The sequence below is a fragment of the Defluviimonas salinarum genome, from assembly GCF_026013545.1.
Lineage (GTDB): Bacteria > Pseudomonadota > Alphaproteobacteria > Rhodobacterales > Rhodobacteraceae > Albidovulum > Albidovulum salinarum.
In genome coordinates this window covers 223870-248183 of the sequence record NZ_JAPDOG010000004.1, presented here as the reverse complement: position 1 = coordinate 248183, position 24314 = coordinate 223870, and the positions used below count along the sequence as shown (strand labels likewise).

Genomic DNA, 24314 nt, shown 5'->3' with positions numbered 1-24314 from the left:
CGGGATGGGAGCCGCCCCGACGCCCGGATCAGCCCTCGGGATAGAAGCAGGCCGCGCGGTGCCGCGCCGCGTCGAGCGCGGGCCGTTCGGCGCGGCATTTGTCCTTCACCTTCCAGCAGCGCGGCGCGAAGGCGCAGCCCGCCGGCACGTTGAGGGGCGAGGGCAGTTCGCCCTCGAGCTTGATCCGCGTCTTCTTCGCCTTCGGATCGGCCATCGGCGTCGCCGAGAGCAGCGCCTTCGTGTAGGGATGCTTCGGATGCGCGAAGATTTCGGCCTTGGGTCCGATCTCGACCGGGCGGCCGAGATACATCACGATGATGTCGTCGGCCATGTGCTTCACCACCGAGAGGTCGTGGCTGATGAAGAGATAGGCGAGGCCGAGCCGGTCCTGGAGATCGACCAGAAGGTTCAGGATCTGGCTCTGGATCGAGAGGTCGAGCGCCGAGACCGGCTCGTCGAGGACCAGCACCTTCGGCTCCAGCATCAGCGCGCGGGCGACCGCGATGCGCTGGCGCTGGCCGCCCGAGAACATGTGCGGGTAGCGGTCGAAATGTTCAGGGCGCAGGCCAACGAGTTTCAGCATCTCGCGCGCCTTGGCCTCGCGGTCGGCGGCGGAGAGGTCGGGGCGGTTGATCTTCAGGGGCTCCTCGAGGATCGAGCCGATCCTCTGGCGCGGGTTCAGCGAGCCGTAGGGGTCCTGGAAGACGATCTGCACATCGGTTCGGTGGTCGGCCCAGGTCTCGGGCGTCACCGGCTTGCCGCCGATCGAGAAGGTGCCCGAGGTCGGTTCCTCGATCATCGTGATCAGCCGCGCCAGGGTGGACTTGCCGCAGCCCGACTCGCCGACGACGGCGAGGGTCTTGCCGGGTTCGAGCGTGAAGCTCGTCTCGGACACGGCGCGCACCGTGCCGCCCTTGGAAAAGAAGCCTCCCTTCACGTCGTAGTGGCGGGTGAGGTTCTCGGCGGTGACGACGGGGGTGCTCATGCTTCGGCCTCCGCTTTCGCGCTCAGAGGATAGTGGCAGCGGGCGACGCCAAGCTCGGTGCCTGCCGGCGCGGGCGGCTGCTCGCGGCAGCGGTCGTCGGCGTATTTGCAGCGCGGCGAGAAGAGGCAGCCCTTCGGCCGGTCGAACTGGCCCGGCACCACGCCGGGGATCGTCGGCAGGTGTCGCGAGGTCGCGCGTTCGGGCAAGGCCGCGAGGAGCGCCGCCGTATAGGGATGGTGCGGCGTCTCGAAGAGATCGGCGACGGGCTGTTCCTCGACCTTCTGGCCGGCATACTGGACCTGCACCCGCTCGGCGGTTTCCGCCACCACCCCCATGTCGTGGGTGATGAGAATGAGCGCCATTCCGGTATCCTTTTGCAGGCCCGTCAGGAGGTCGAGGATCTGCGCCTGGATGGTCACGTCGAGGGCGGTCGTCGGCTCGTCGGCGATCAGGAGCTTCGGGTTGCAGGCGATCGCCATCGCGATCATCACCCGCTGGTTCATGCCGCCCGAAAGCTGGTGCGGGAAGGCCTTGAGCCGGTCCTCGGGGGCGGGGATGCCGACCATCTCGAAAAGCTCGACCGCGCGGTCGTGGCGCTCCTTCTTGTCGAGGCCGAGATGGAGCCTGAGCGCCTCCTTGATCTGGAAGCCTGCGGTGAAGCAGGGATTGAGCGAGGACATCGGCTCCTGGAAGATCATCGCCATGTCCTTGCCAACGATGTCGCGGCGCTGGCGGGGCGAGAGGCCGCGCAGGTCCTGGCCGTTGAAGCTCATCACGTCAGCGGTCACGGTGGCGGTCCAGGGCAGGAGCCCCATCATCGCGAGCATCGAGACCGACTTGCCGGAGCCGGATTCGCCGACGATGGCGAGGATCTCGCCGGTATCGACGCTGACGTCGACGCCGTCCACGGCGCGGAACTGGCCCGAGGCGGTGGCGAAATCGACCGAGAGGTTGCGGATATCGAGGAGGGGCATCGCGTCAGCTCCGCTTCAGTTTCGGGTCGAGCGCGTCGCGCAATCCGTCGCCCATCAGGTTGATGGCAAGGACGGTGATCAGGATCGCGAGGCCGGGCCAGGTCACGACCCACCAGGCACGCAGGATGAACTCGCGCGCCTCGGCGAGCATCGTGCCCCATTCCGGGGTGGGGGGCTGGGCGCCCATGCCGAGGAAGCCAAGGGCGGCCGCGTCGAGGATCGCGGTCGAGAACGACAAGGCCGCCTGCACGATGATCGGCGAGAGGCAGTTCGGCAGCACCGTCGTGAACATCAGTCGGGACTTGCTAGCGCCGACGACGCGGGCGGCGGTGACGTAGTCCTTCGACCGTTCCGACAGCACGCTCGCGCGGGTCAGGCGGACGTAATGCGGCTGGTAGGTGATGGCGATGGCGATCATCGCGTTCGTCAGCGACGGGCCGAGGATCGCCACCAGCACCAGGGCAAGGAGAAGCGAGGGGAAGGCGAGGACGATGTCCATCACCCGCATGATGATCGTGTCGATCCATTTCGGCGCGAAGCCGGCGATGAGGCCGATGACGATGCCGCCCGAGGCCGCGAAGGTGACGACGATGATGCCGACGTAGAAGGAGTAGCGCGACCCGTGCACGAGCCGCGAGAGCATGTCGCGGCCCACCGCGTCGGTACCTAAGGGGTAGGTGAGGCTGCCGCCTTCCTCCCAGAAGGGCGGCTTCAGCAGCGCGTCGCGGAACTGCTGGGTCGGATCGTGCGGCGCGATCAGCGGTGCAAAGATCGCGACGAGGATGAAGGCCGCGAAGAACCAGAGCCCGATCACGGCGCCCCTGTTCTCGCGGAAATAGAACCAGAATTCCTTCAGCCGGCCGGGGCGGGCGGCGGCGGTCGCGGCGGCGGTCATGGTTGTCTCGGCCATCTCAGCGCTTCCGGATCTTGGGGTTGATGAAGCCGTAGAGCAGGTCCACGGTCAGGTTCACGATCATCACCATGACGGCGATCAGAAGGAGCCCGCCCTGCACGACCGGGTAGTCGCGGCGGAAGATCGAATCGACCATCCACTTGCCGATGCCGGGCCAGGAGAAGATCGTCTCGGTGAGGATCGCGCCGGCGAGTAGCGTGCCGACCGAAAGCCCGATCACGGTCACGACCGGGATGAGCGCGTTTCGGAGCGCATGGACCCCGTTCACCCGGAACGGCGCGAGACCCTTGGCGCGGGCGGTGCGGATATAGTCTTCGGAGAGGACCTCCAGCATCGCCGAGCGGGTCTGGCGGGCGATGACCGCCAGGGGGATGGTGCCGAGGACGATCGTCGGCAGGACCAGGTGGTGGACGGCCGAGGTGAAGGCGCCGGACTGGCCCGAGCGGAGCGAGTCGATCAGCATGAAGCCGGTGGTGTTGTCGAAATAGTAGAGCAGGCTGATCCGGCCCGAGACCGGCGTGAGCCCGAGCATGCCGGAAAAGACGATGATGAGGAGCAGTGCCCACCAGAAGATCGGCATCGAGTAGCCGACGAGGGCCGTCGACATCAGCGTCCGGTCGAAGAGCTTGCCGCGGTTCACCGCCGCGATGACGCCGGCCGGAAGGCCGAGGGCCACCGCGAAGATCATCGCGCAGACCGACAGTTCCAGGGTCGCCGGGAAGAGCGCGAAGAACTCGTCCCAGACCGGCTTCTTGGTCACGAAGCTCTGGCCGAGGTCGCCCTGGATGACGCCGCCGAGATAGTCGATGTATTGCCGCCAGAGCGGCTGGTCGAAGCCGAACTGCTGGACGAGTTCTTCATAGCGTTCCGCGCTGACGCCGCGTTCGCCGGCCATGACGATGATCGGGTCGCCCGGCAGGAGCCGGATGAACGAAAACGAGATGATCGTCACGCCGAAGAATGTCGGCAGGAACGTCAGGAGGCGCGAGAGGAGATATCTGAGCATCAGCCGACGACCTTCAGTTCTTTGGGGAATGTGGTGAGCGAGCGGCTTTCGCTCTCGGTGACGAGGACGTCGTCCTCGATCCTGACGCCGAAACCGCCGGGGCCGGTTCGGTAGAGGCCGGGTTCATTGGTGAAGACCATGCCGGGCTCCAGTGTCTGGCTGTTGCCGCGCATGATGTAGGGCGCCTCGTGCACGTCGCGGCCAAGCCCGTGGCCGGTCTTGGTGCGGATCCGGTCGGCATAGGGCGAGGCTTCGAGGACCGAGATCACCGCGTCGTCCACGTCGTGCGCCGTGGCGCCGGGCCGGGTCGCGGCGAAGCCCGCGAGGTTGGCGCGCAGGACCGTGTCGTAGACCGCCTGGGCCTCGTCCGTGGCGTGGCCGACGAAGACGGTGCGGGTGATGTCGGCGCAGAGGCCGCCTTTCTTTGCGCCGAAATCGAGAAGCAGCGCGTCGCCGGGCCGGATCTCGTAATCGGCGCGGGCATGGGCGTGGGAATGGGCGGAGTTGTCGGAGGCCGCGACGAGCGCGCCGAACGCTTGGTCGTCCGCGCCGTGGGCGAAGAGCGCGGCGACAAGCAGGCGCTCGACCGCGGCTTCGGTCATGCCGGGCTTCACCTGGTCGAGGGTCTCGCCAAGGGCTGCCTCGGAGATACGGATCGCCTCGGTCATCGCGGAGATCTCGTCGTCGGTCTTCCTGAGCCGGAGGCCGGAGATCTCGCGCTCCGCGTCAAGGACCGCGATCCCCGGAGAAGCGGTGGTGAGCGCGTGGTGGACGAAGACCCGCATCACCTGGCCCTCGACCGCGATCGAGCGGAGCGGCAGGTGGCGGGAGAGGGCGGCGAAGGCATCGGCGTAGCCGGTCTGGTCGCGCCAGTCGAAGACCTCGCCCTCGAAGCCGAGCTTGGCGAAGGAGCTGAGTTCGAGGTTGGGAACGACTGCGGCGGGCGCGCCCTCGACCGGGATCACGACGACAAGGGGGCGCTCGTTGGTTCCGAAGGGCGCACGGTAGAGGCGCTCGAAGTTCGGCCCCGGCACCAGCGCCACCGCCTCGGCACCGAGATCGCGCGCAATCGCCCGATGCGCGGCGTAACGGTCAGTCATGTGTTGTGCTCCCCCCCGAGAGGCGGGCGGGGCCGGATCCGGCCCCGCGCCTTTGCATCATTCCGTCAGGTCGACGCCGTAGAAGATGTGGCCGCCGAGCGGATGGACCTTGTATCCGGTCACTTCCGGACGCACCGGCATGAACACCACCGAATGGGCGATCGTGGCCCAGGGCGCCTCGCGCTTGAAGACGACCTGCGCCTCTTCATAGAGCTTGGTGCGCTCTTCCGGGTTCGACGTCACCTTGGCCTTCTGGACGAGATCGTTGAACTCCTCGTTGCACCACTGGGCGCGGTTGGAGCCGCCGACGGCGTCACAGCCGAGCAGCACCGCGAGGAAGTTGTCCGGGTCGCCGTTGTCGCCGGTCCAGCCCAGCAGCACCGCGCCGTCGCGGTCCTCGGCCTTCGAACGCTCGAGATACTCGCCCCATTCGTAGGACACGATCTCGACGGTGACGCCGATCTTGGCCATGTCGGCCTGGATCAGCTCGGCCATGCGCCGTGCGTTCGGGTTGTACGGGCGTTGCACCGGCATCGCCCAGATCTTCATCGAGAGGTCCGAGACGCCCGCTTCGGCCAGCGCGGCCTTGGCGGCTTCGGGATCATAGGGATCGTCCTCGACCGCGTCGTTATAGGACCAGATCGTCGGCGGGATCGGGTTCTTCGCGGCCTGACCGGCACCCTGGAAGACGACGTCGATGATCGCCTTCTTGTCGATCGCCATGTTGAGCGCCTTGCGCACGGCGGTGTTGTCGAAGGGCGCGACCTTGGTGTTGTAGGCGAGATAGCCGACGTTGAGCCCTTCCTGCTCCAGAAGCTGCACGTCCGGGTCGGCCTTCATCGCCTCGACGTCAGCCGGGTTCGGATATGGCATGACATGGCACTCGCCCGCCTTCAGCTTCTGGTAGCGGACGCTCGCGTCCGGAGTGATCGCGAAGACGAGATCGTCGATCGGCGAGGCGCCGCGCCAGTAGTCCGGGTTCGCCTTGTAGCGGATCACCGCGTCCTTCTGATAGGCGACGAAGCTGAACGGCCCGGTGCCGATCGGCGCCTGGTTCAGCATCTCGGGCGTGCCGGCCTCGAGCATCGCGTCGGCGTATTCCTTCGACATGATCGAGGCGAAGCCCATCGCGAGGTTCGACACCATCGGCGCCTCGGGCCGGTTCAGCACGAACTTCACGGTGTAGTCGTCGACCTTGACGATTTCCTTGATCAGGTCGGGCATCGACATGCCGTTGAAGTATTCCCAGGTGCCGCCGGAAACCTGGTTGTACGGGTTGTCGGCCTTGCCCTGACGCTCGAACGAGAAGATCACGTCATCGGCGTTGAAGTCGCGCGTCGGGGTGAACTGGTCATTCGCGTGGAAATTGACGCCCTGACGGAGGTGGAACGTATATTCCAGCCCGTCCTCGGAGGTCTCCCAGCTCTCGGCGAGGCCGGGAATCACGTTGGTGGTGCCGGTCTCGAACAGCACGAGCTTGTCGTAGATCGTGTGTTCGGAGGCGTCGAAAGTGGTGCCGGAGGTGTAGAGCGCCGCGTCGAAGCCCTCGGGCGAGCCTTCCGAGCAATAGACCAGCGTCTTGGCCGAGGCCGCGCCGCCCATCAGGGCGGCAAGCACGAGGCCGGTTGCGAGTTGGTATTTCAGGTTCATCTGTTACTCCCAGGTTGAGGTTCGTTTTTTCAGTCGTTGCTGCCGTTCCGCGGCGCGGATAGGCAGGGCTCATCCCCGGTCCGGTTGTCGGCGAGGCCGATGGCCGGGGAATTTCGGTGTTGGTTGCGGTCGCGGTGACGGCCGGTCATGCCTCGCCCTCCTGCATGCCCGAGGCGAGCGAGGGCAGGACCGGCGCGGCACGGGTCGGGCCGCGGAAAAGCTCGAGCGTGCCGGTCCAGAGGATCTTCGCCGGCCTGCCGCTGTCATTGTACCAGCCATGCGGGCGGTTGCCGCGGTAATGCAGGCTGTCGCCCTCCGTCATGCGGAACTCCTCGCCCTCGAGCACCTGCACCACGCTGCCTTCGAGCACGAAGACGATCTCCTCGCCCTCGTGGCTCACGGTCTCAGAGCGGTAGCCGGGCGGGACATGCAGGATGAAGGACGACAGCTCGCTGCCGGGAAACTCGGCGCCGATGCGTTCATAGACGACGGAGGAGCCATCGATCGAGAAGCGCGGCCGGTCCGCCGCGACGGTCAGCGCGTCGGCCGGGCGCGGCGCGGCGATGAAGTAGTCGAGCCCGACGCCGAGCGCCTGCGCGATCTGCGCCAGCGTGCCGAGGGTCGGCGTGGCGTTGTCGCGTTCGAGCTGGCTGAGATAGCCGACCGAGACGCCGGACTTTTCCCCCAGTTCCTGCAGCGTGATCGACAACTGTCGGCGGCGGGCGCGGATGAGCGGTCCGATGCTGGTGGTCGTCTGCGGTTGCGGTTTGGGCAAGTCGTCGACTCCGAGTCGGGCGGGGACTACTGTATTGGTAAAAAAATTTTTGTCAGCCAAAAAAGTTTTCTTTCCGTTGCGTAAGCCCTGTCGAGTTTTACGCCCGCCCGGCCGGCCTGATGGCAAACGAATTGCGCTGGCAATTGCCGTGGCCACTTCGGTAGACTGCCAGACCGGAGGAGGAACGGCATGATCCGACGCGCGCTGGCGCTCGCAGTATTTCTGAGCCTTGCGGGGGCGGTGATCGCCGGCACCTGGTGGCGGGCACTCGACGACGCGCTGACGCGGCTCGAGGAGCGCGGACGCGCCGATCTGGCGCTCGCGGGCGACCGGCTGCTTGGTCAACTCCAGCGCTACCGCGAGATGACCGTGCTGATGGCGGACCATCCAGAGATCCTGCGCTTCGCCCTCGATCCTTCGGTGCCGGCCGAACCGGTCGACGCGCTTCTGCGGCGCACCGCCGACATGACACGCTCGGACGAGTTCCTGCTCGTCGGTGCCTCGGGCCGCATCATCGCCTCGTCGGGGCCGGGACGCGGCGCGAACCGCTCCACCGCGCCCTATGTGCGCCGGGCCATGCAGGGTGCGCTCGGATTTCATCATGAGATCGAAAAGGAAACCGGGCGGCGGCTCTTCGTCTATGCCGCGCCGGTCTTCTCGCCGGATGGCCCGGTCGCGGGTGCACTGGTGGTGCGGATCGAGACCGAAGCGGTCGAGGTGATCTGGCGCGGCGAGCCGATGATCGTCTTCTTCACCGACAGCGACGGCATCGCCTTCGTGTCGAACCGCGACGAACTGGTGCTGGTGCGGCTCGACCTCATGCCCGAAGGCGAGGGCGAGGTGCCGGCGGATCTTCTGCGCCGCAAGGTTCGACATATCGACCGCCACGAGGTCTGGGATCTCGACGGCGGTCCCTACCTGCCGGCCCGCGCGCTGCATCTGACGCGGCCGCTGCCGGTGATCGAGATGACCGGCGAGGCTCTGGTCGACATCGCCCCGGCGGAACGGCAAGCGCTTCTGCAGGCGCTGGTGGCGGCGGCGGCCTGCCTGGTGATCGGGGCGGGGGGCTACGCGCTTCTGGAGAGGCGGCGCGCGCTCGCGGTGCAGCTCGCGGCCGAAGCCGAGGCAAATGCTCGGCTCGAAACCCGTGTCGAGGAACGCACGCGGGAGCTGTCGGAGGCGAACGAGCAGCTCCACCGCGCCCAGGCGGAGCTGGTGCAGGCGGGCAAGCTTTCGGCGCTCGGCCAGATGTCGGCCGGGATCAGCCACGAGCTCAACCAGCCGCTGATGGCGATCCGCTCCTACGCCGAGAATGCCGGGCTGTTCCTCGACCGCGCCCAGCCCGAGAAGGCGGCCGAGAACCTTGGCCGCATCAACGACCTTGCCCGGCGGATGGGGCGGATCATCAAGAACCTGCGCGCATTCGCGCGGCAGGAGCATGACGGGATGAGCGATGTCGATCTCGTCCAGGTCGTTGCGGATGCGCTGGAACTCAGCGAGGCGCGGCTCAGGGCGAGCGGCGTCGGCGTGGACTGGCAGCCGCCTGCGGCGGCCGTCTGGGTGCGCGGCGGCGAGGTGCGGCTGCAGCAAGTGGTGATGAACTTGCTCGCCAATGCCGCCGACGCGATGGAGGCGGGCGGGACCGTCTCGATCAACATCGCCCCTGTCGCCGGGCGGGTGCGGCTCGCCGTCGCTGATACCGGGCCGGGCATCGCCGAGCCGGATCGGATCTTCGACCCGTTCTACTCGACCAAGGAGGTCGGCGCGAGCGAGGGAATGGGGCTCGGCCTCTCGATCTCCTACGGCATCGTCCAGAGCTTCGGCGGCACGATCGCCGGGCGCAACCGCGACACCGGCGGCGCGGAGTTCGTCGTCGAGCTTGACGCGGCCGAACCGGGGACCAAGGCGGCATGACGGACCGGGTGCTACTTGTCGACGACGACCGCGCGGTGCGCGAGGCCTTGGGCCAGACGCTGGAACTGGCGGGGCTGAGACCGATATTGGCGTCAAGCTACATCGAGGCCAAGGACCATATCTCGACGCAGTTCCAGGGCATCGTGGTCTCCGACATCCGCATGCCGGGCAAGGACGGCTTCGCGCTGCTGGACCATGCGCGCAAGGTCGACGCCGACCTGCCGGTGATCCTCCTGACCGGGGAGGGCGATGTGCCGATGGCGGTCAAGGGCATGACGGGCGGCGCCTTCGACTTCATCGAGAAGCCGTGCAGCCCCTCGGACTTCCTCGCCGTGGTCGGCAAGGCGCTGAAGACCCGCGCACTGGTGCTTGAGAACCGCGCGTTGAAGCGCGAGATCCGGCAGGGCGATGCGGCGGCGCGGATGCTGGTCGGAACCTCCGCTCTCTCCGAGCAGATGCGCGAGGCGGCGCGGGCAGCGGCGCGGACCTCGGCCGAGGTGCTGATATCGGGGCCGCCGGGCGCGGGCACCGCGAAGATGGCCGAGGTGATCCACCTGCTCTCCGCCGCCGCGATGCGCCCGTTCCAGAAGATCTCGGCAGCCTCCGCCGCGCCGGATACACTTGCCGTGGCCTTCGAGCGCGCCGAGGGCGGCTCGATCTTCCTCGACGAGGTCGCGGTGCTGCCGCCTGCGGCGCAGTTCGCGCTTCTCGACCTCATCGACGCCCATCCCGGCACCCGCGTCATCGCCGGAACCTACCGCGACCTCGCGGGCGAGGCGGCAGCGGGGCGGTTCAATCCCGACCTCTTCTACAAGCTCGACGTGATCCGGGTGCGGATCCCGGCGCTGAAGGAGCGACCCGAGGACATCCCGGTGCTCTTCCGCCACTATGTCGCGTTGGCCTGCGAGCAGTCCGACCTGCCGATGCCCGCGATCACGCCCGAGACCATCGCCGGCCTGATGGCCGAGGACTGGACCGGCAACGCCCGTGCGCTGATGAACGCCGCGATGCGTTTCGCGATGGGCCTGAGCGAGAGCCACGAGGACGAAGGCGAAACCGGCCTCGCCGGGCAGATGGCGCGGGTCGAACGTTCGCTCCTGATCGAGGCGTTGACGCGCCACGGCGGCAACGCGACCGAGGCCGCGGCGGCGCTCAGGCTGCCGCGCAAGACCTTCTACGACAAGCTCACCCGCCACGGGATTCGCCCCGAGGATTACCGGAGTTGATGTGCGGATTTCCGCACAGTCGACGGTAACGGTTGTGTGACGATCCGCCCGGTGTAGTTTCGCCGAGATCTGAGGTCGTCTGGTAAGTAACGAATATAAAACAATAAAAAGGCTTCAACACCACCCGAAAAACAATCTGTTGCGGGTGCGGCTTTCCGCCGCTTCCCTGTATGCGGGCGCCGTTTTCGCGGCGTGACTGCACTGGATTGTCAAAACGGGAGGAAACCGATGAAGACCATCACCACCACCATGACCGCGATCGCGCTCGCGCTTTCGGCCGGCGCCGCGTTCGCCTCGGCGGGCTGCGACGAGGGCGAGATCGTGATGAAGTTCGCCCATGTGACGAACTCCGACAAGCACCCCAAGGGGATCGCCGCCCAGATGTTCGCCGACCGCGTGAACGCCGAGATGGACGGCAAGGCCTGTGTCGAGGTCTACCCGAACTCCACGCTCTACGATGACGACCAGGTGCTCGAGGCGATGCTGCAGGGCGACGTCCAGTTCGCCGCGCCGTCACTGTCGAAATTCGAGGCCTTCACCAAGCAGTTCCAGATCTTCGACCTTCCCTTCGTGTTCAAGAACATCGAGGCGGTCGATGCGTTCCAGGCTTCCGAGCAGGGCCAGGCGATGAAGGAATCGATGGTGCGCCGCGGGCTCCTCGGCATGGAGTTCTGGCACAACGGCCTGAAGCAGATGTCGGCCAAGAAGCCGGTCGTGATGCCCGAGGACATGAAGGGCCTGAAGATCCGCGTTCAGCCTTCGGACGTGATCGTGGCGCAGATGGAGACGCTCGGCGCCTCGCCCCAGCCGATGGCCTTCGCCGAGGTCTACGGCGCGCTCCAGACCGGCGTCGTCGACGGTCAGGAGAACACCTGGTCCAACATCTATGGCCAGAAGTTCTACGAGGTCCAGGACGGCATCACCGAGACCAACCACGGCGTGCTCGACTACCTCGTCGTCACCTCGGTCGACTGGATGGACAGCCTGCCCGAGGACGTGCGGACCCAGCTCACCACGATCCTGCACGAAGTGTCGATGGAGCGGAACGCGGCCGTGACCCAGGTCGATGCCGAGGCGCGCCAGGCGATCCTCGACAACGGCGGGGTAATCCGCGAGCTCGACGACGCGCAGCGTCAGGCCTGGGTCGACGCGATGAAGCCCGTCTGGGACCAGTTCGTCGACGGCATCGGCCAGGAGAACATCGACGCCGCGCTGGCCTTCAACGCCGGCAGCTGAGCCACCACTCGCGAGCGGCGGCGACAGGGCCCGGCTCGGGATGGCCGGGCCCATTTCCAAAGGGGGAGGAGACGATGAGCGGCAAGTACGAACCCGCAACGGCGCTTGGCCGCGTCGTGCATGAATTCGAGGAGACCGCGATCGCGGTGCTTCTCGGCCTGATGACGGTGATCACCTTCATCAACGTGATCCTGAGATACGTCTTCAACTCCTCGCTGATCTGGGGGTTGGAACTGACCACGGCGCTCTTCGCCTGGCTGGTGCTCTTCGGCATGTCCTATGCCGTCAAGGTCACCGCCCATCTCGGCGTTGACGCGATCATCAACCTTCTGCCGCATCGCGGCCGGAGAATCCTGGCGCTGGTCGCCGCCGCCTGCTGCATCGCCTATGCGTTTCTCCTGATGAAGGGCGCCTGGGACTACTGGGCGCCGTTCGGCGGCTTCGAGCAGACCGGCGGGCGCTGGTTCCCCGAGGGCTTCATCAAGACCCGCGACCAAGCCTGGTACGAGACCGAACAGATCCCGATGCCGGACTGGCTCCGCTTCATCGAGCCGATGTTCAATCAGGGCGAGACCTACGAGAAGCTGCCCCGCTTCATTCCCTACGCGATGCTGCCGATCGGCTGTGCGCTCCTTCTCTTCCGCCTGATCCAGGCGACCTGGGGGATCGTAACGGGCACCCGTGAAAGCCTGATCGTGAGCCACGAAGCCGAGGACGCCGTCGAGGATGTCCGCCACATGAATTACGAGGAATAAGGCCATGGAAGTCGTCCTGCTATTCTTCATGGTCATCGGGTTCATGCTGGTCGGCGTGCCGATCGCGATCTCGCTCGGCCTGTCGTCCACGCTGTTCCTCTTGTGGTTCTCCGACACCTCGCTCGCCTCGATCGCGCAGACGCTCTACAACGCGATGGAGGGGCATTCGACGCTCTTGGCGATCCCGTTCTTCATCCTTGCCTCCTCGTTCATGTCGACGGGCGGCGTGGCCAAGCGGATCATCCGCTTCTCGATCGCCTGCGTCGGCCATCTTCCGGGCGGCCTCGCGATCGCCGGTGTCTTCGCCTGCATGCTCTTCGCGGCACTTTCGGGCTCTTCGCCCGCGACCGTGGTTGCCATCGGCTCCATCGTCATCGCGGCGATGCGCCAGGTGGGCTATTCCAAGGACTTCGCGGCGGGCGTGATCTGTAACGCCGGTACGCTCGGCATCCTGATCCCGCCGTCGATCGTCATGGTCGTCTATGCCTCCGCGACCGACGTCTCGGTCGGCCGGATGTTCCTTGCGGGCGTGTTTCCGGGGCTTCTCGCCGGTGGCATGCTGATGGTCACGATCCTGATCTGGGCGATCTGGAAGAAGATGCCCAAGGGCGAGTGGAAGGGCTGGGGCGAGGTCTTCGACAGCTTCGGCGAGGCGTTCTGGGGCCTGATGCTGATCGTGATCATCATGGTCGGTCTCTACGGCATCCCCGGGATCACCTCGGCGATCTTCACGCCGACGGAAGCCGCCGCCGTGGCCTCGATCTGGGCCTTCATCGTGGCGACCTTCATCTACCGCGACATGGGGCCGCTGGCCCGCGAAGGCGGCAATCTGAGCCTGATCCAGAAGCCGATCTCGCTGGTCACCGCCTTCTTCCACCGCGACACCAAGGCGACGCTCTTCGAGGCCGGCAAGCTCACCGTGACGCTCATGTTCATCATCGCCAACGCGCTGATCCTGAAGCATGTGCTGACCGACGAGCAGATCCCGCAGCAGGTCGCGACCGCGATGCTCGACGCCGGCTTCGGCAAGATCATGTTCCTCGTGATCGTCAACGTGATCCTGCTGATCGGCGGCCAGTTCATGGAGCCGTCGGGCCTGATCCTGATCGTCGCGCCCTTGGTGTTCCCGATCGCGATCTCGCTCGGCGTCGACCCGATCCATCTTGGCATCATCATGGTGGTGAACATGGAAATCGGGATGATCACGCCGCCGGTCGGTCTGAACCTCTTCGTCACCTCGGGCGTCGCCGGCATGTCGATGATGCGGGTGGTGAAGGCGGCGCTGCCCTTCCTCGCGGTGCTCTTCGTCTTCCTGATCATCGTGACCTATGTTCCCGTGCTCTCGACCTGGCTGCCGACGCAGGTCATGGGGCCGGAGACGGTCATCAAGTAGAGCGGAAGACCGCAGACAAGAAAGAGCCCGGCGCCTCGGCGCCGGGCTTTGCCATTGGGGTGTCCGCAAATCGTGTTAGTGGGTTTGAACCCAAAGTCGCACAGCTATCGGCACTGATGATGTGACCCACCCATCTTGGAACACCGATGCCGTCGGGGGGCGGCCACATCGTCAATGCCACCGGGCGATCACACGACCAACCTCCACTTGACACACCCATCGGGGATGCATAGGACGGTGCTAATCAACCGATGGGGGTGTTGGAGTTTTGCGTGCCGAATCTTTCGGTTCGCGCGACTCGTGCTTTCTTGACAAAGGCAGTTTGAACTTTTCTTTGTGATCCGCCGCGAAAAGCAATAAGAAAGATGCACTGCATTATTCGGAGTTTTTGATGCGATTGGGGAGCTAGTTGCAAGTTGATAAGGGCGAGCGACGTCACGCGGATTTTTTGGAGCGGAATGAAATCTCATCCGTCGCATGGAGTTTAAAATCATAGATTTAGAAACAAAACCAGGCGCGGAAATGGCCTCCAATTTTCCGAAGTACCGCCGAGTCTATTTGTGGCTCCTGATTGGCGCGCCCATAAACTATCTGATTCATTTTGTCGGCATTCCTGTCTTGCCAGTGGAAACTATTGTAAACGCGTGGGCTTGTGAGTTCGAATTGTGCGATCACTTTCAGTTATCTGGTTTCTACGGAAAATCAGAGGCATTCCTGTCTCTTATTATCACGCTGAGGATCCAGCTCATTCTGTGCGTGGCGCTTATTGTGTTTCTTTCTGTCCGACGCCTCATTAATCTATTAGTCCGCGCCGGCCGAGTGGCGGTGGAAGACTGGCGACTCTATCTGAGCGGCGTGTTTATGACTATAATCTGCACCTGCTATGTTGGTATTGATACGTATTCGCTTCTGCTATTCGCAAAAAAAACCGGCATGGCTGATACTGTTTTTTGCATCTTGCATGACTGCAGCAACAATGATCTCGCTCCTGATGGCGGCACTGGATGGAGCTTTCATGGCGAGATTGGCAGAATTAGAACGACCGAATCCGAAATCTGACTGATCAGGGTTTCTGACCATGCACGGCGAGGATAAAAGTAGATGGAAGTCGATTTGCCGGCTGGGTGGCTGAGATTTGAACCGAACTCGTAGGATGAGGGCTGCGGCGGCCCCGTTGCCGAAGCATGGAGATTAGCGTGCCAGGGTCAGCGTGGCGCCCGCCGCTTCCAGAGCGGACGAGATCTCGGAGGACGGTGCGCGGTCGGTGACGATCTCGCCGATATCGGCGAAGCCCGCGACCGAGATGAGGCCGCGGCGGCCGAACTTCGTGTGGTCGGTCACGACGACCCGACGCTCTCCGCGCGAGAGCACGAGCCGGGCGAACTCCGCCTCCTCGAGCGCGTAGTCCATCACGCCCGAGGCATCGACCGCGCCGGCCGAGATCACCGCGTGGTGCACGGTGAAACTGGCGATGAAGTCGAGCGCCGACTTGCCGAAGGCCGCCCCGGAATCGGAGCGCAGCTCTCCGCCCGCCATGTAGACCCGGTTGCCGTTCACGGTGGCGAGCGTGCGGGCGATGTCGGAGGAGTTGGTCACCACCGTCAGCCGCCGGTGGCCGGTCAGTTCGCGCGCGAGGTAGCTTGTCGTTGTGCCGGTATCGAACATCACCGATTCCCCGTCGCGGATCGTCGCCGCGAGCGTGCGGGCGATCGCCTTCTTGGCCTCGGCATTCTCGCGCATCCGCTTCTGGAACGGCGCCTCGCCGAGCTGCCCGGCGAGCCCGACCGCGCCGTGGACGCGCACCAGCGCGCCGGTCTCGGTCAGGGGCTTCACGTCGCGCCGCACGGTTTCGAGCGAGACGCCGAGCTGGCGGGCAAGGGCGGCGATCGTCACCGAGCCCTCGTGTTCGAGGATCTTCAGGATGTCGGCATGGCGTTTGGACAGCATCTTCGGCGCTCCGGTTCTGCCGAGAGTCTAGGCGAGGCCGGGGAAGCGCGCAAGAAACGGGCATGATGCGGGCGTCAAAAACACAAAAAACCACAAAGCGGATTGATCGAATCGCCAATCCGCCGCCTACTTGGGAAAGGGGACGGGGCAGGCGGCTGCGACGGCGCCCGCGAACGACCGTTCCATGAGACCGGCCGGCCTCCGGCACGGCCGGCAGAACAGGGAGTTCACGATGTTCAAGACACGATCGAATGCTCTGGTCCGCGGCCTGATCGGCGGAGTGGCCGCCTCGGCACTGGCGACTCTGGCGATGGCGCAGGAATCGACCGATCCGATCAAGCTGACGCTGCATGACTGGACGGGCCAGCTCATCACCACCGAGCTGATGGGAGAGATCCTGAAACAAGCCGGCTACAACGTCGAATATGTCCAGGCCGATTATCTCGCGCAGTTCGCGGGGCTCGAGACCGGCGATCTGCATGTCGCGATGGAGATGTGGGAGACGACGGGCCGCGACGCGATGGATGCCGCGACGGCGACCGGCAAGGTCGAGAATATCGGCCCCACCGGCATGAAGGCCAAGGAGGAGTGGTGGTATCCCACCTACATGAAGGAGAAATGCCCCGGCCTGCCGAACTGGGAGGCGCTTCTGGACACCGCCTGCGCCGAGGCCTTCTCAACCGCCGAGACCGCACCGAAGGGCCGCTATCTCGGCGGGCCGGTGACCTGGGGCGGGTTCGATGACGAGCGCGTCGAGGCCCTCGGCCTGCCCTTCGAGGTGATCCATGCCGGCACCGATGCCGCGCTCTTCGCCGAACTGGAAAGTGCCTATCAGCGCCAGGCGCCGATCATGCTCTGGATCTACGCGCCGCACTGGGCCCCGGCGAAATACGAGGGCGAATGGGTCGAGTTCCCGGAATACACGGCCGAATGCTACAACGACCCGGCCTGGGGCTCGAACCCCGACATGGCCTATGATTGCGGCAAGCCCTTCGGCGAGATCTGGAAGGTCGGCTGGGCCGGCGTGAAGGACAAGTGGCCGGGCGCCTACGCGGCGATCCAGGCCTTCACCATCGAGAACGACGAGATGGGCGCGATGATCACCGATGTCGACCTCAACGGAAAGTCCGTCTCGGAGGTCGTGGCCGGCTGGATGGCGGCGAACGAGGGGCGCTGGAAAGGCTGGATCGGCCAATAGGTGTCAGATTTCTCCGCCCGCGCCAGACTGCGGCGCGGGCGGGGCCATCCTTCGAGCGGACTGGACATGACCGAGAAGACGCCCGAGACCCGCGACGCCAAACTTGTCTGCCGCCATCTGTGGAAGCTCTTCGGCGCGCGCGGGGCCGAGGTGCTTGCCGCGCTCGGCCCCGATCCCGCGCCGGAGCGGTTGATCGCGGCGGGCGTCGTGCCGGCGGTGCGCGACGTCTCGCTCTCGGTCGAGGCGGGCGAGATCTTCGTCATCATGGGGCTGTCGGGGTCGGGCAAGTCGACGCTCGTGCGGCTCATGTCGCGGCTCGTCGAGCCGACCTCGGGGGAGGTGCTGTTCAATGGGCAGAACCTTCTCGCCGCGAGCGAGGCCGAGATGACGATGATCCGGCGTCACAAGATGGGCATGGTGTTCCAGCATTTCGCGCTGCTGCCGCATCTCACGGTGCTCGACAACGTGGCCTTTCCGCTCGACGTGCAGGGCGCGCCCCGCGCCGAGCGCGAGGCGCGGGCGCGGCAGATGATCGAGCTCGTCGGTCTCGGCGGGCGCGAGGGCGCCTTTCCGCGCCAGTTGTCGGGTGGCCAGCAGCAGCGCGTAGGCATCGCCCGCTCGCTCGCCGTGGAGCCGGAACTGTGGTTCCTCGACGAGCCGTTCTCGGCCCTCGATCCCCTGATCCGGCGCGAGATGCAGGACGAGTTCATCCGCCTGCAATCGGTGCTGCAGAAGACCATCGTCTTCATCACCCACGATTTCGACGAGGCGATCCGGCTCGCGGACCGGATCGCGATCATGAAGGACGGGGCGATCGTGCAGGAGGGCACGCCGGAGGAGATCGTGCTGTCGCCGGCCGACGATTATGTGCGCGCGTTCTCGGGCGCGGTGCCGAAGGCGAAGGTGGTCCGGGTGGCAAGCGCGATGCGCGCGGCCGAGGGCGAGGAGCCGACCGCCGAGGTGGCGGGGACCCTGACCGTGGCCGAGGCGGCGCCGCTGTTCCTCAACGGGACCGAGCGGCTCCGGGTCACGGACGGGCAGGGCGCGACGCTCGGCCATCTGCACCGGGCCGACATCCTCGACCTTATGCTCGGGGGCTGAGATGGAGACGGCCGCCCTGCCTGCCCGTCCCGTCCTGCCGCGTTGGTCCGGCTGGGCGGTGGCGCTTCTGGCGTTCCTTCTCTTGTGGAAGTTCGGGGCGGGGCTCGTGCCGTGGGCGTTCGACTATCCGCGCGGCTGGACCGTCCCGGCGGCGCGATGGATCACCGGCTTCACCAAATGGCTCCTGAACGAGGCGACATTCGGGCTCTTCACCTTCGCCGAGTTCACCCGCTTCATCGCCGCCGTGATCGACTTTCCCTACCGGATTGCGCTCAGTCTTCTCTCGACCGGGTTCCTCAAGGGCGAGGGCTCGGCGGCGGTTCAGATCACGCCGCCCCTCTCGTGGGTCGCGGTGATCGTCGTCTTCGCGCTGATCGGGCTTCGCGCGGGCGGCTGGCGGCTTGCGGCGCTGGCCGCCGCCTGCCTCGGCTTCATCGCGGTCTTCGGGCAGTGGCAAAGTGCGATGGTGACGCTTGCCTCGATCCTCGTCGCGGTACCGCTCGGCGTCCTCGGAGGTGGCGCGCTCGGCATCCTCGCCTGGCGGAGCCCGGCCTTCGAGCGGGCGATCCGTCCCGTCCTCGACCTGATGCAGACGATCCCGGTCTTCGCCTATCTGGTGCCGATCCTCTTTCTCTTCGGCTTCGGTCCGACGGCGGCGGTGGTGGCGACGCTGATCTATGCGATGCCGCCGATGACGAGGATCACGCATCTGGCGCTCGCGCGGGTGCCGGGGGAGCTGACCGATCTCGGCCGCATGGTCGGCTGCTCGCGGCGCCAGATGCTCTGGCGGGTGATGGTGCCGGCCTCGATGCCGGCGCTGATGGTGGGCGTGAACCAGGTGATCATGCTGTCTTTGAACATGGTCATCATCGCCTCGATGATCGGTGCGGGCGGGCTTGGCTTCGACGTGCTGGCAGCGTTGCGGCGGCTCGATTTCGGCGCCGGGCTCGAGGCCGGGCTCGCCATCGTGGCACTCGCCGTGGCGCTCGACCGGCTGAGCCAGGCCTTCGCGGTCAGCAAGGCGGGCGCAATCCCAACGGGGAATATCGTCGAGCGGCATCCCTATCTGGCAAGCGCGCTGGCGACGATCCTGATCGCGGGGCTTGTAGGGCTCGTCCTGCCGGCGGTGCAGAGCTACCCGAAAGCGGCGGAGCTTTCCACCGGGCGCTTCTGGTCCGATGTCGTGGCCTGGATCAACGTCAACTTCTTCGACGCGATCGAGGCGGTGAAGAATGCGATTCTGCTGAACCTGCTGGTGCCGTTCAAGCGGTTCCTGCTCGGCCTGCCCTGGCTCGGCGTCGCGGGGCTTCTTGGCTATGCCGGCTGGCGGCTCGGCGGCTGGCGGCTTGCGGCGCTGGTCGCGGTCCTGGCCGGTCTCATCGCCGCGACGGGGCAGTGGGAGAAGGCGATGATTACCGTCTATCTCTGCGGCATCTCGGTGATGTTCGCGATGCTGATCGGGGTGCCCATCGGCATCCTCGCGGCCGAGCGCGAGCGGCTCTGGACCGTGGTGCGGGCGGTGATCGACACGCTGCAGACGCTGCCTTCCTTCGTCTATCTGATGCCGGCAGTGATGCTCTTCCGCGTGGGCGACTTCACCGCGATGATCGCGGTCGTGGCCTACTCGGTGGCGCCGGCGATCCGCTACACGGTGCTCGGGCTCCAGGGCGTCGATCCGCGGCTTCTCGAGGCCGGGCGCGCAATGGGCTGCACGCCGCGCCAGATCCTCTGGCGTATCAAGCTGAAGCTCGCGGCGCCGGAGATCCTTCTGGGGCTGAACCAGACCGTGATGTTCGCGCTGTCGATGCTGGTGATCACCGCGCTTGTCGGTACCCGCGACCTTGGTCAAGAGGTCTATATCGCGCTCACCAAGGCCGATCCGGGGCGGGGGCTCGTCGCCGGGCTCGCGGTCGCCTTCATCGCCATCATAACGGACCGGCTGATCCATGCCGGAGCACGCGCGGCCCGGACACGGCTCGGGCTCGGGGAGGGGGCGGCATGAGGTTTTCGGGCGGCGCGCGTGTGGCGGGCGCGGGAGCCTCCGGCGGGGGTATTTGGGGCAATGAAGAAGGGGCGGGCGGTGGCACTTGATCGCATCCGGGCGCTGCCCTGCTGGCGGGGCGAGATCGTTGCCGAGCCGCTGGTCGGGGGGCTGTCGAACGAGAGCTGGAAGGTGGTGGACGCGGCCGGTTCCCATGTCGTGCGGTTCGGCGAGGATTTCCCCTTCCACCACGTGAGCCGTGCCAACGAGGTGATGGCGACGCGGGCGGCGTACCGGGCGGGCTTCGCGCCGGAGGTGGAATTCGCAGGGCCCGGCGTGATGGTCTCGGCCTTCGTCGACGCGCGGACCTGGGGCGAGGCGGAGGTTGCCGCCGATCCGGAACGGGTGGGGCGGTATCTGCGCGCGTTCCACGCGAAGATGCCGCTCGAAGTCTCTGGCCCGGCAGCGATGTTCTGGGTGTTCCACGTGATCCGCGACTATGCGCGGGTGCTCGCCGAGCGGAAGAGCCGCTTCGCGCTGGACTTGCCGCGTCTGACCGGCGTCGCGGCGGCGATGGAGGCGGCGCAGTTGCCCCTGCCGATCGTCTACGGCCATCACGATCTCCTGCCGGCGAATTTCCTCGAGGATGCGGACGGGCGGCTCTGGCTCATCGACTACGAGTATGCGGGCTTCGGCACGGCGATGTTCGACCTTGCCGGGGCCGCCTCCAATGCCGGGATGGGTGCCGAGGCGGCGGAGGCGTTGCTGGGTGCCTATTTCGGCGCGGTGCCGGAGGCCGCGATGGTCCGCGCTTTCGACGCGATGCAATGCGCCTCGCTCGCGCGCGAGGCGATGTGGGCGATGGTGTCGGAGATCTTCCTTGCCGTACCGGGGGCCGATTACGACGCCCACGCGCGCGACTATCTCGGCCGGCTCGACGCCGCGCTCGACCGCTATCAGGGCCGCCACGGAAAGGTGCCGCTATGACACTTCCCTCTCACGCCCGGATCGTCGTCATCGGCGGCGGCATCATCGGTTGTTCGACCGCCTATCACCTCGCCCGCGATCACCGCGCCGAGGTCGTGCTTCTGGAGCAGGGGCGGCTGACTTCCGGTTCCACCTGGCATGCGGCGGGGCTGGTTGGCCAGCTCCGCTCCTCGGCGGCGATCACCCGGGTGCTGAAGTACTCGGTCGAGCTTTACAAGGGGCTCGCGGCCGAGACCGGGCTCGAGACCGGCTGGAAGATGACGGGCTGCCTGCGCCTTGCCACCAACGCGGACCGCTGGACCGAGTACAAGCGGCTCGCCACCACGGCGCGGTCCTTCGGGATGGAGATGCATCTGATTCCCGCCGATGAGGTGAAGCGGATGTGGCCGCTGATGGAGGTCTCAGACCTCGTGGGCGCAAGCTGGCTGCCGACCGACGGGCAGGCCTCGCCCTCCGACATCACCCAGTCGCTCGCGAAGGGCGCGCGGATGCATGGTGCGAGGATCTTCGAGGGGGTGCGGGTCACGGGATTCCGGATGGCGGGCGACCGGATCACCCATGTCGAGACCGACCAGGGCGCAATTGCTTGCGAGACGGGGGTCAACTGCGCCGGGCAATGGGCGCGGCAGGTCGGTGCGATGGCCGGGATCAACGTGCCGCTGCAGGCGGTGCGCCACCAGTACATCGTCACCGGGAAGGTGCCGGGGCTTGCTGGCGACGCGCCGACCCTGCGCGACCCCGACCGGCGAACCTACTTCAAGGAGGAGGTCGGCGGGCTGGTCATGGGGGGCTACGAGCCGAACCCGCAGCCCCTGTCCACGGGCGACATCCCGAACGACTGGCAGTTCCACCTCTTCGAGGATGACTACGACCATTTCGAGCAACATCTGGTGCAGGCGATCGCACGGGTTCCGGCGCTGTCCGAGGTCGGCGTCAAGCAGATGATCAACGGGCCGGAAAGCTTTACGCCGGATGGAAATTTTATTCTCGGGCGCGCGGCGGAATGCGCCAACATGTTCGTCGGCGCGGGCTTCAACGCCTTCGGCATCGCCTCGGGCGGCGGTGCCGGCTGGGTGCTCGCCGACTGGGTGATCCGGGGCGAGGCGCCCCTGGATCTCTGGTCGGTCGATATCCGCCGCTTCTCCGGGCTGCACCGGGACCGCGACTGGGTCTCGGCACGGACATGCGAGGCGTATGGCAAGCACTACACCATCGCCTATCCGCACGAGGAATATACCTCGGGCCGGCCGCGTATCGTCTCGCCGCTTTATGAGCGGCTGAAGCGGCACGGGGCGGTCTTCGGCTCGAAGCTCGGATGGGAGCGGCCGAACTGGTTCGCACCTGAGGGGGTGGAGCCGCGCGATCTCTATGCGATGGGGCGGCAGAACTGGTTCCACCATGTCGGCGCCGAGCATCGCCATGTGCGCGAGGCGGTGGGAATCTTCGACCAGTCCTCCTTCGCGAAATACGAGGTGACGGGCCCGGACGCGGCGCGGGCGCTGAATCATGTCTGCGCGGGCGACGTGGCGAAGGCGCCGGGGCGGCTGACCTATACGCAGCTTCTGAACTCGCGCGGCGGGATCGAGGCCGACCTCACCGTCGCACGGCTTGCCGAGGACCGGTTCTACATCGTCACCGGAACCGGGTTCAGGGCCCATGACCTCGCCTGGATCGCCGAGCATCTGCCGGAGGGCGATGTCGCGATCCGCGACGTGACCGAGGACTGGGGGGTGCTGTCGCTGATGGGGCCGAAGGCGCGTGACGTGCTGGCGCGGGTCACCGATGCGGATGTGTCGAACGAGGGTTTCCCGTTCGGCCATGTGCGAGAGATCGAGGTGGCCGGGGCCAGGGTCCGCGCGCTCCGCATCACCTATGTGGGCGAACTTGGCTGGGAGCTGCATGTGCCGCTCGACGCGACCGGCGCGATTTTCGATGCGCTGATGGCGGCGGGTGCCGGCGAGGGGGTTCGCCCGGTGGGCTACCGCGCGATCGAGAGCCTGCGGCTTGAAAAGGGATACCGCGCCTGGTCGGCCGATATCACGCCGGCCGACACGCCCTTCGAGGCGGGGCTCGGCTGGGCGGTGAAGCTGAACCGGAACACCGATTTCATCGGCCGGGCGGCGCTGGAGGCGCTGGCGGGGCAGGTGCCGGCGAAGCGGCTCGCGGGGTTCACGATCGACGATCCGGCGGCGGTGCTCGTGGGGCGCGAGACGATCCTCCGGGATGGTGAGGCGGTGGGCTATCTGACCTCGGGGGGCCATGGCTACACGGTCGGAAAGAGCGTCGGCTACGGCTACGTGCGCCATACCGGGGGCGTGACCGACGATTTCCTGATGTCGGGTCGCTACGAGCTGGTCGTCGCGAACGAGGTCTTTGCGGCAGAGATCGGGCTCGCGCCGTTCTATGATCCAGGCAATCTCAGAGTGCGCGCATGAGGCGGGTGTTGCTTGCCTCCGGCGGGGATATTTTCGGCAAGATGAAGGGGTCAGGGTTCGCGGCGCAGGACGATGGCGAGGCTCGGGACCGTGCCGGCCTCGCCCGGCATCGAGACATAGGGCGCGGTTTCCTCGGCGAGGGTGACGGCGGGGGCCAGTTCGGCGATGCGTTGCGCAAAGCCCGGCTGCCAGAGCGTCGTCTTGACGGTCAGCACGATCACGCCCCCGGGTCGGCAGATGCGGACCAGTTCGTCGAGGCCTTCGGCGCCGACATGGCCCGAGGTGAAGACGCCGGCCGAGACCACGGCCGCGAACGCGCCGTCGGCGAAGGGCAGGGTCCGGCCGAGGGCGAGGCGGTGAAGCCTAGTATAGACGCCCTTGCGCGCGGCGATGGCGAGCATGCCTTCGGAAAGGTCGAGCGCCTCGACCTCGGGATAGCCGAGGATCCCGAGCCAGTCGCCGAGGAGCCCGGTGCCGGCGCCGGCATCGAGCAGGGGGGCGGCGCCGCGCGGCAGGTGGCGGGCGAGAAGCGCGAGACAGATCGTCGGGTGCCGATAGCCGGCGGCGGCCATCTCGGCCTCGTAGCTCTCCGCCCAGCCGTCGTAGAGCCGCGCGACCTCATCGGCGCTCGCCGCGCCGTAGACCGCGCCGAGATGGCCCTGATGCTTGCTCTCGCCCATGGATCGGTTCCCCTGAAGGTCGGGCGGATGATAGCCGCGGGGTGGGGAATGTGAAATC

The 24314-nt window shown here is 66.4% G+C and carries 20 protein-coding genes; 11 read left to right on the top strand and 9 right to left on the bottom strand.

Features of this window, described 5'->3' with window-relative positions:
- Window positions 1–28 precede the first annotated feature (28 nt).
- The 7 genes from OM960_RS06750 to OM960_RS06720 form a co-directional block, all read right to left on the bottom strand.
- Window positions 29–985: an ABC transporter ATP-binding protein gene (locus tag OM960_RS06750; RefSeq protein WP_263333169.1), complete on the bottom strand. Its 957-nt coding sequence runs from the start codon at window positions 983–985 to the stop codon at window positions 29–31.
- Window positions 982–1959 carry an ABC transporter ATP-binding protein gene (locus tag OM960_RS06745; RefSeq protein WP_263333168.1) on the bottom strand — a complete coding sequence of 326 codons (978 nt, stop codon included), beginning with the start codon at window positions 1957–1959 and terminating at the stop codon, window positions 982–984. Before OM960_RS06745 ends, OM960_RS06750 begins: the two co-directional genes overlap by 4 nt.
- A 4-nt stretch (window positions 1960–1963) precedes the next feature.
- Window positions 1964–2869, bottom strand: coding sequence for an ABC transporter permease subunit (locus OM960_RS06740; RefSeq protein ID WP_263333167.1), 906 nt, complete (start codon window positions 2867–2869; stop codon window positions 1964–1966).
- 1 nt (window position 2870) lies between these two features.
- Complete coding sequence (locus OM960_RS06735) at window positions 2871–3878, bottom strand: ABC transporter permease subunit (RefSeq protein WP_264771443.1); 1008 nt, start codon at window positions 3876–3878, stop codon at window positions 2871–2873.
- Window positions 3878–4978 (bottom strand): M24 family metallopeptidase, encoded by a 1101-nt coding sequence (locus OM960_RS06730; RefSeq protein ID WP_264771442.1) that lies wholly within the window; start codon window positions 4976–4978, stop codon window positions 3878–3880. Before OM960_RS06730 ends, OM960_RS06735 begins: the two co-directional genes overlap by 1 nt.
- A 57-nt stretch (window positions 4979–5035) precedes the next feature.
- Window positions 5036–6628 (bottom strand): ABC transporter substrate-binding protein, encoded by a 1593-nt coding sequence (locus tag OM960_RS06725; RefSeq protein ID WP_264771441.1) that lies wholly within the window; start codon window positions 6626–6628, stop codon window positions 5036–5038.
- A 145-nt stretch (window positions 6629–6773) separates the two neighbouring features.
- Window positions 6774–7403, bottom strand: a complete 630-nt coding sequence (locus tag OM960_RS06720) for a helix-turn-helix domain-containing protein (protein ID WP_263333163.1) — start codon at window positions 7401–7403, stop codon at window positions 6774–6776.
- A gap of 189 nt (window positions 7404–7592) precedes the next feature.
- On the opposite strand from OM960_RS06720, the gene OM960_RS06715 reads away from it, so the two are divergent.
- From OM960_RS06715 to OM960_RS06690, 6 genes are all read left to right on the top strand, one after another.
- Window positions 7593–9317 (top strand): sensor histidine kinase, encoded by a 1725-nt coding sequence (locus tag OM960_RS06715; protein ID WP_264771440.1) that lies wholly within the window; start codon window positions 7593–7595, stop codon window positions 9315–9317.
- Complete coding sequence (locus tag OM960_RS06710; protein ID WP_263333161.1) at window positions 9314–10543, top strand: sigma-54-dependent transcriptional regulator; 1230 nt, start codon at window positions 9314–9316, stop codon at window positions 10541–10543. The genes OM960_RS06715 and OM960_RS06710 overlap by 4 nt, the downstream gene beginning before the upstream one ends.
- A gap of 228 nt (window positions 10544–10771) precedes the next feature.
- The gene (locus OM960_RS06705) at window positions 10772–11779 is read left to right on the top strand and encodes a DctP family TRAP transporter solute-binding subunit (protein WP_290428569.1); all 1008 of its coding nucleotides are present in this window, start codon (window positions 10772–10774) and stop codon (window positions 11777–11779) included.
- 74 nt (window positions 11780–11853) lie between these two features.
- Window positions 11854–12534, top strand: coding sequence for a TRAP transporter small permease (locus OM960_RS06700; protein WP_263333160.1), 681 nt, complete (start codon window positions 11854–11856; stop codon window positions 12532–12534).
- Between the two features lie 4 nt (window positions 12535–12538).
- On the top strand, window positions 12539–13927 hold the full coding sequence (locus OM960_RS06695; RefSeq protein WP_263333159.1) for a TRAP transporter large permease: 1389 nt from the start codon (window positions 12539–12541) through the stop codon (window positions 13925–13927).
- A gap of 477 nt (window positions 13928–14404) precedes the next feature.
- A complete protein-coding gene (locus OM960_RS06690; protein ID WP_264771439.1) occupies window positions 14405–14986 on the top strand; it encodes a hypothetical protein in 582 nt (193 codons plus the stop codon).
- A gap of 132 nt (window positions 14987–15118) precedes the next feature.
- Here OM960_RS06690 and OM960_RS06685 read toward each other — a convergent pair whose 3' ends face one another.
- Window positions 15119–15874: a DeoR/GlpR family DNA-binding transcription regulator gene (locus OM960_RS06685; protein ID WP_264771438.1), complete on the bottom strand. Its 756-nt coding sequence runs from the start codon at window positions 15872–15874 to the stop codon at window positions 15119–15121.
- Between the two features lie 232 nt (window positions 15875–16106).
- Here OM960_RS06685 and OM960_RS06680 point away from each other — a divergent pair, with 232 nt between their 5' ends.
- The 5 genes from OM960_RS06680 to OM960_RS06660 all read left to right on the top strand — a co-directional run bounded on the left by OM960_RS06680 (window position 16107) and on the right by OM960_RS06660 (window position 23576).
- On the top strand, window positions 16107–17072 hold the full coding sequence (locus tag OM960_RS06680) for an ABC transporter substrate-binding protein (RefSeq protein WP_264771437.1): 966 nt from the start codon (window positions 16107–16109) through the stop codon (window positions 17070–17072).
- Window positions 17073–17138: 66 nt separating this feature from the next.
- Window positions 17139–18173 (top strand): quaternary amine ABC transporter ATP-binding protein, encoded by a 1035-nt coding sequence (locus OM960_RS06675; protein WP_264771436.1) that lies wholly within the window; start codon window positions 17139–17141, stop codon window positions 18171–18173.
- 1 nt (window position 18174) lies between these two features.
- The gene (locus OM960_RS06670) at window positions 18175–20175 is read left to right on the top strand and encodes an ABC transporter permease (protein WP_263333155.1); all 2001 of its coding nucleotides are present in this window, start codon (window positions 18175–18177) and stop codon (window positions 20173–20175) included.
- Between the two features lie 78 nt (window positions 20176–20253).
- The gene (locus OM960_RS06665; protein WP_264771435.1) at window positions 20254–21141 is read left to right on the top strand and encodes a phosphotransferase; all 888 of its coding nucleotides are present in this window, start codon (window positions 20254–20256) and stop codon (window positions 21139–21141) included.
- Window positions 21138–23576 (top strand): GcvT family protein, encoded by a 2439-nt coding sequence (locus OM960_RS06660; RefSeq protein WP_264771434.1) that lies wholly within the window; start codon window positions 21138–21140, stop codon window positions 23574–23576. The genes OM960_RS06665 and OM960_RS06660 overlap by 4 nt, the downstream gene beginning before the upstream one ends.
- Before the next feature lie 50 nt (window positions 23577–23626).
- Here OM960_RS06660 and OM960_RS06655 read toward each other — a convergent pair whose 3' ends face one another.
- Window positions 23627–24256 carry a class I SAM-dependent DNA methyltransferase gene (locus tag OM960_RS06655; RefSeq protein ID WP_264771433.1) on the bottom strand — a complete coding sequence of 210 codons (630 nt, stop codon included), beginning with the start codon at window positions 24254–24256 and terminating at the stop codon, window positions 23627–23629.
- Window positions 24257–24314 lie beyond the last annotated feature (58 nt).

What these genes read in the sequence shown, in the direction of transcription:
- OM960_RS06660 (WP_264771434.1), top strand. Translation starts at nt 21,138, where the DNA reads ATGACACTTCCCTCTCACGCCCGGATCGTCGTCATCGGCGGCGGCATC.
- OM960_RS06670 (WP_263333155.1), top strand. Translation starts at nt 18,175, where the DNA reads ATGGAGACGGCCGCCCTGCCTGCCCGTCCCGTCCTGCCGCGTTGGTCC.
- OM960_RS06675 (WP_264771436.1), top strand. Translation starts at nt 17,139, where the DNA reads ATGACCGAGAAGACGCCCGAGACCCGCGACGCCAAACTTGTCTGCCGC.
- OM960_RS06740 (WP_263333167.1), bottom strand. Translation starts at nt 2,869, where the DNA reads ATGGCCGAGACAACCATGACCGCCGCCGCGACCGCCGCCGCCCGCCCC.
- OM960_RS06710 (WP_263333161.1), top strand. Translation starts at nt 9,314, where the DNA reads ATGACGGACCGGGTGCTACTTGTCGACGACGACCGCGCGGTGCGCGAG.
- OM960_RS06695 (WP_263333159.1), top strand. Translation starts at nt 12,539, where the DNA reads ATGGAAGTCGTCCTGCTATTCTTCATGGTCATCGGGTTCATGCTGGTC.
- OM960_RS06715 (WP_264771440.1), top strand. Translation starts at nt 7,593, where the DNA reads ATGATCCGACGCGCGCTGGCGCTCGCAGTATTTCTGAGCCTTGCGGGG.
- OM960_RS06655 (WP_264771433.1), bottom strand. Translation starts at nt 24,256, where the DNA reads ATGGGCGAGAGCAAGCATCAGGGCCATCTCGGCGCGGTCTACGGCGCG.
- OM960_RS06750 (WP_263333169.1), bottom strand. Translation starts at nt 985, where the DNA reads ATGAGCACCCCCGTCGTCACCGCCGAGAACCTCACCCGCCACTACGAC.
- OM960_RS06725 (WP_264771441.1), bottom strand. Translation starts at nt 6,628, where the DNA reads ATGAACCTGAAATACCAACTCGCAACCGGCCTCGTGCTTGCCGCCCTG.
- OM960_RS06700 (WP_263333160.1), top strand. Translation starts at nt 11,854, where the DNA reads ATGAGCGGCAAGTACGAACCCGCAACGGCGCTTGGCCGCGTCGTGCAT.
- OM960_RS06690 (WP_264771439.1), top strand. Translation starts at nt 14,405, where the DNA reads ATGGAGTTTAAAATCATAGATTTAGAAACAAAACCAGGCGCGGAAATG.
- OM960_RS06680 (WP_264771437.1), top strand. Translation starts at nt 16,107, where the DNA reads ATGTTCAAGACACGATCGAATGCTCTGGTCCGCGGCCTGATCGGCGGA.
- OM960_RS06685 (WP_264771438.1), bottom strand. Translation starts at nt 15,874, where the DNA reads ATGCTGTCCAAACGCCATGCCGACATCCTGAAGATCCTCGAACACGAG.
- OM960_RS06705 (WP_290428569.1), top strand. Translation starts at nt 10,772, where the DNA reads ATGAAGACCATCACCACCACCATGACCGCGATCGCGCTCGCGCTTTCG.
- OM960_RS06745 (WP_263333168.1), bottom strand. Translation starts at nt 1,959, where the DNA reads ATGCCCCTCCTCGATATCCGCAACCTCTCGGTCGATTTCGCCACCGCC.
- OM960_RS06730 (WP_264771442.1), bottom strand. Translation starts at nt 4,978, where the DNA reads ATGACTGACCGTTACGCCGCGCATCGGGCGATTGCGCGCGATCTCGGT.
- OM960_RS06735 (WP_264771443.1), bottom strand. Translation starts at nt 3,878, where the DNA reads ATGCTCAGATATCTCCTCTCGCGCCTCCTGACGTTCCTGCCGACATTC.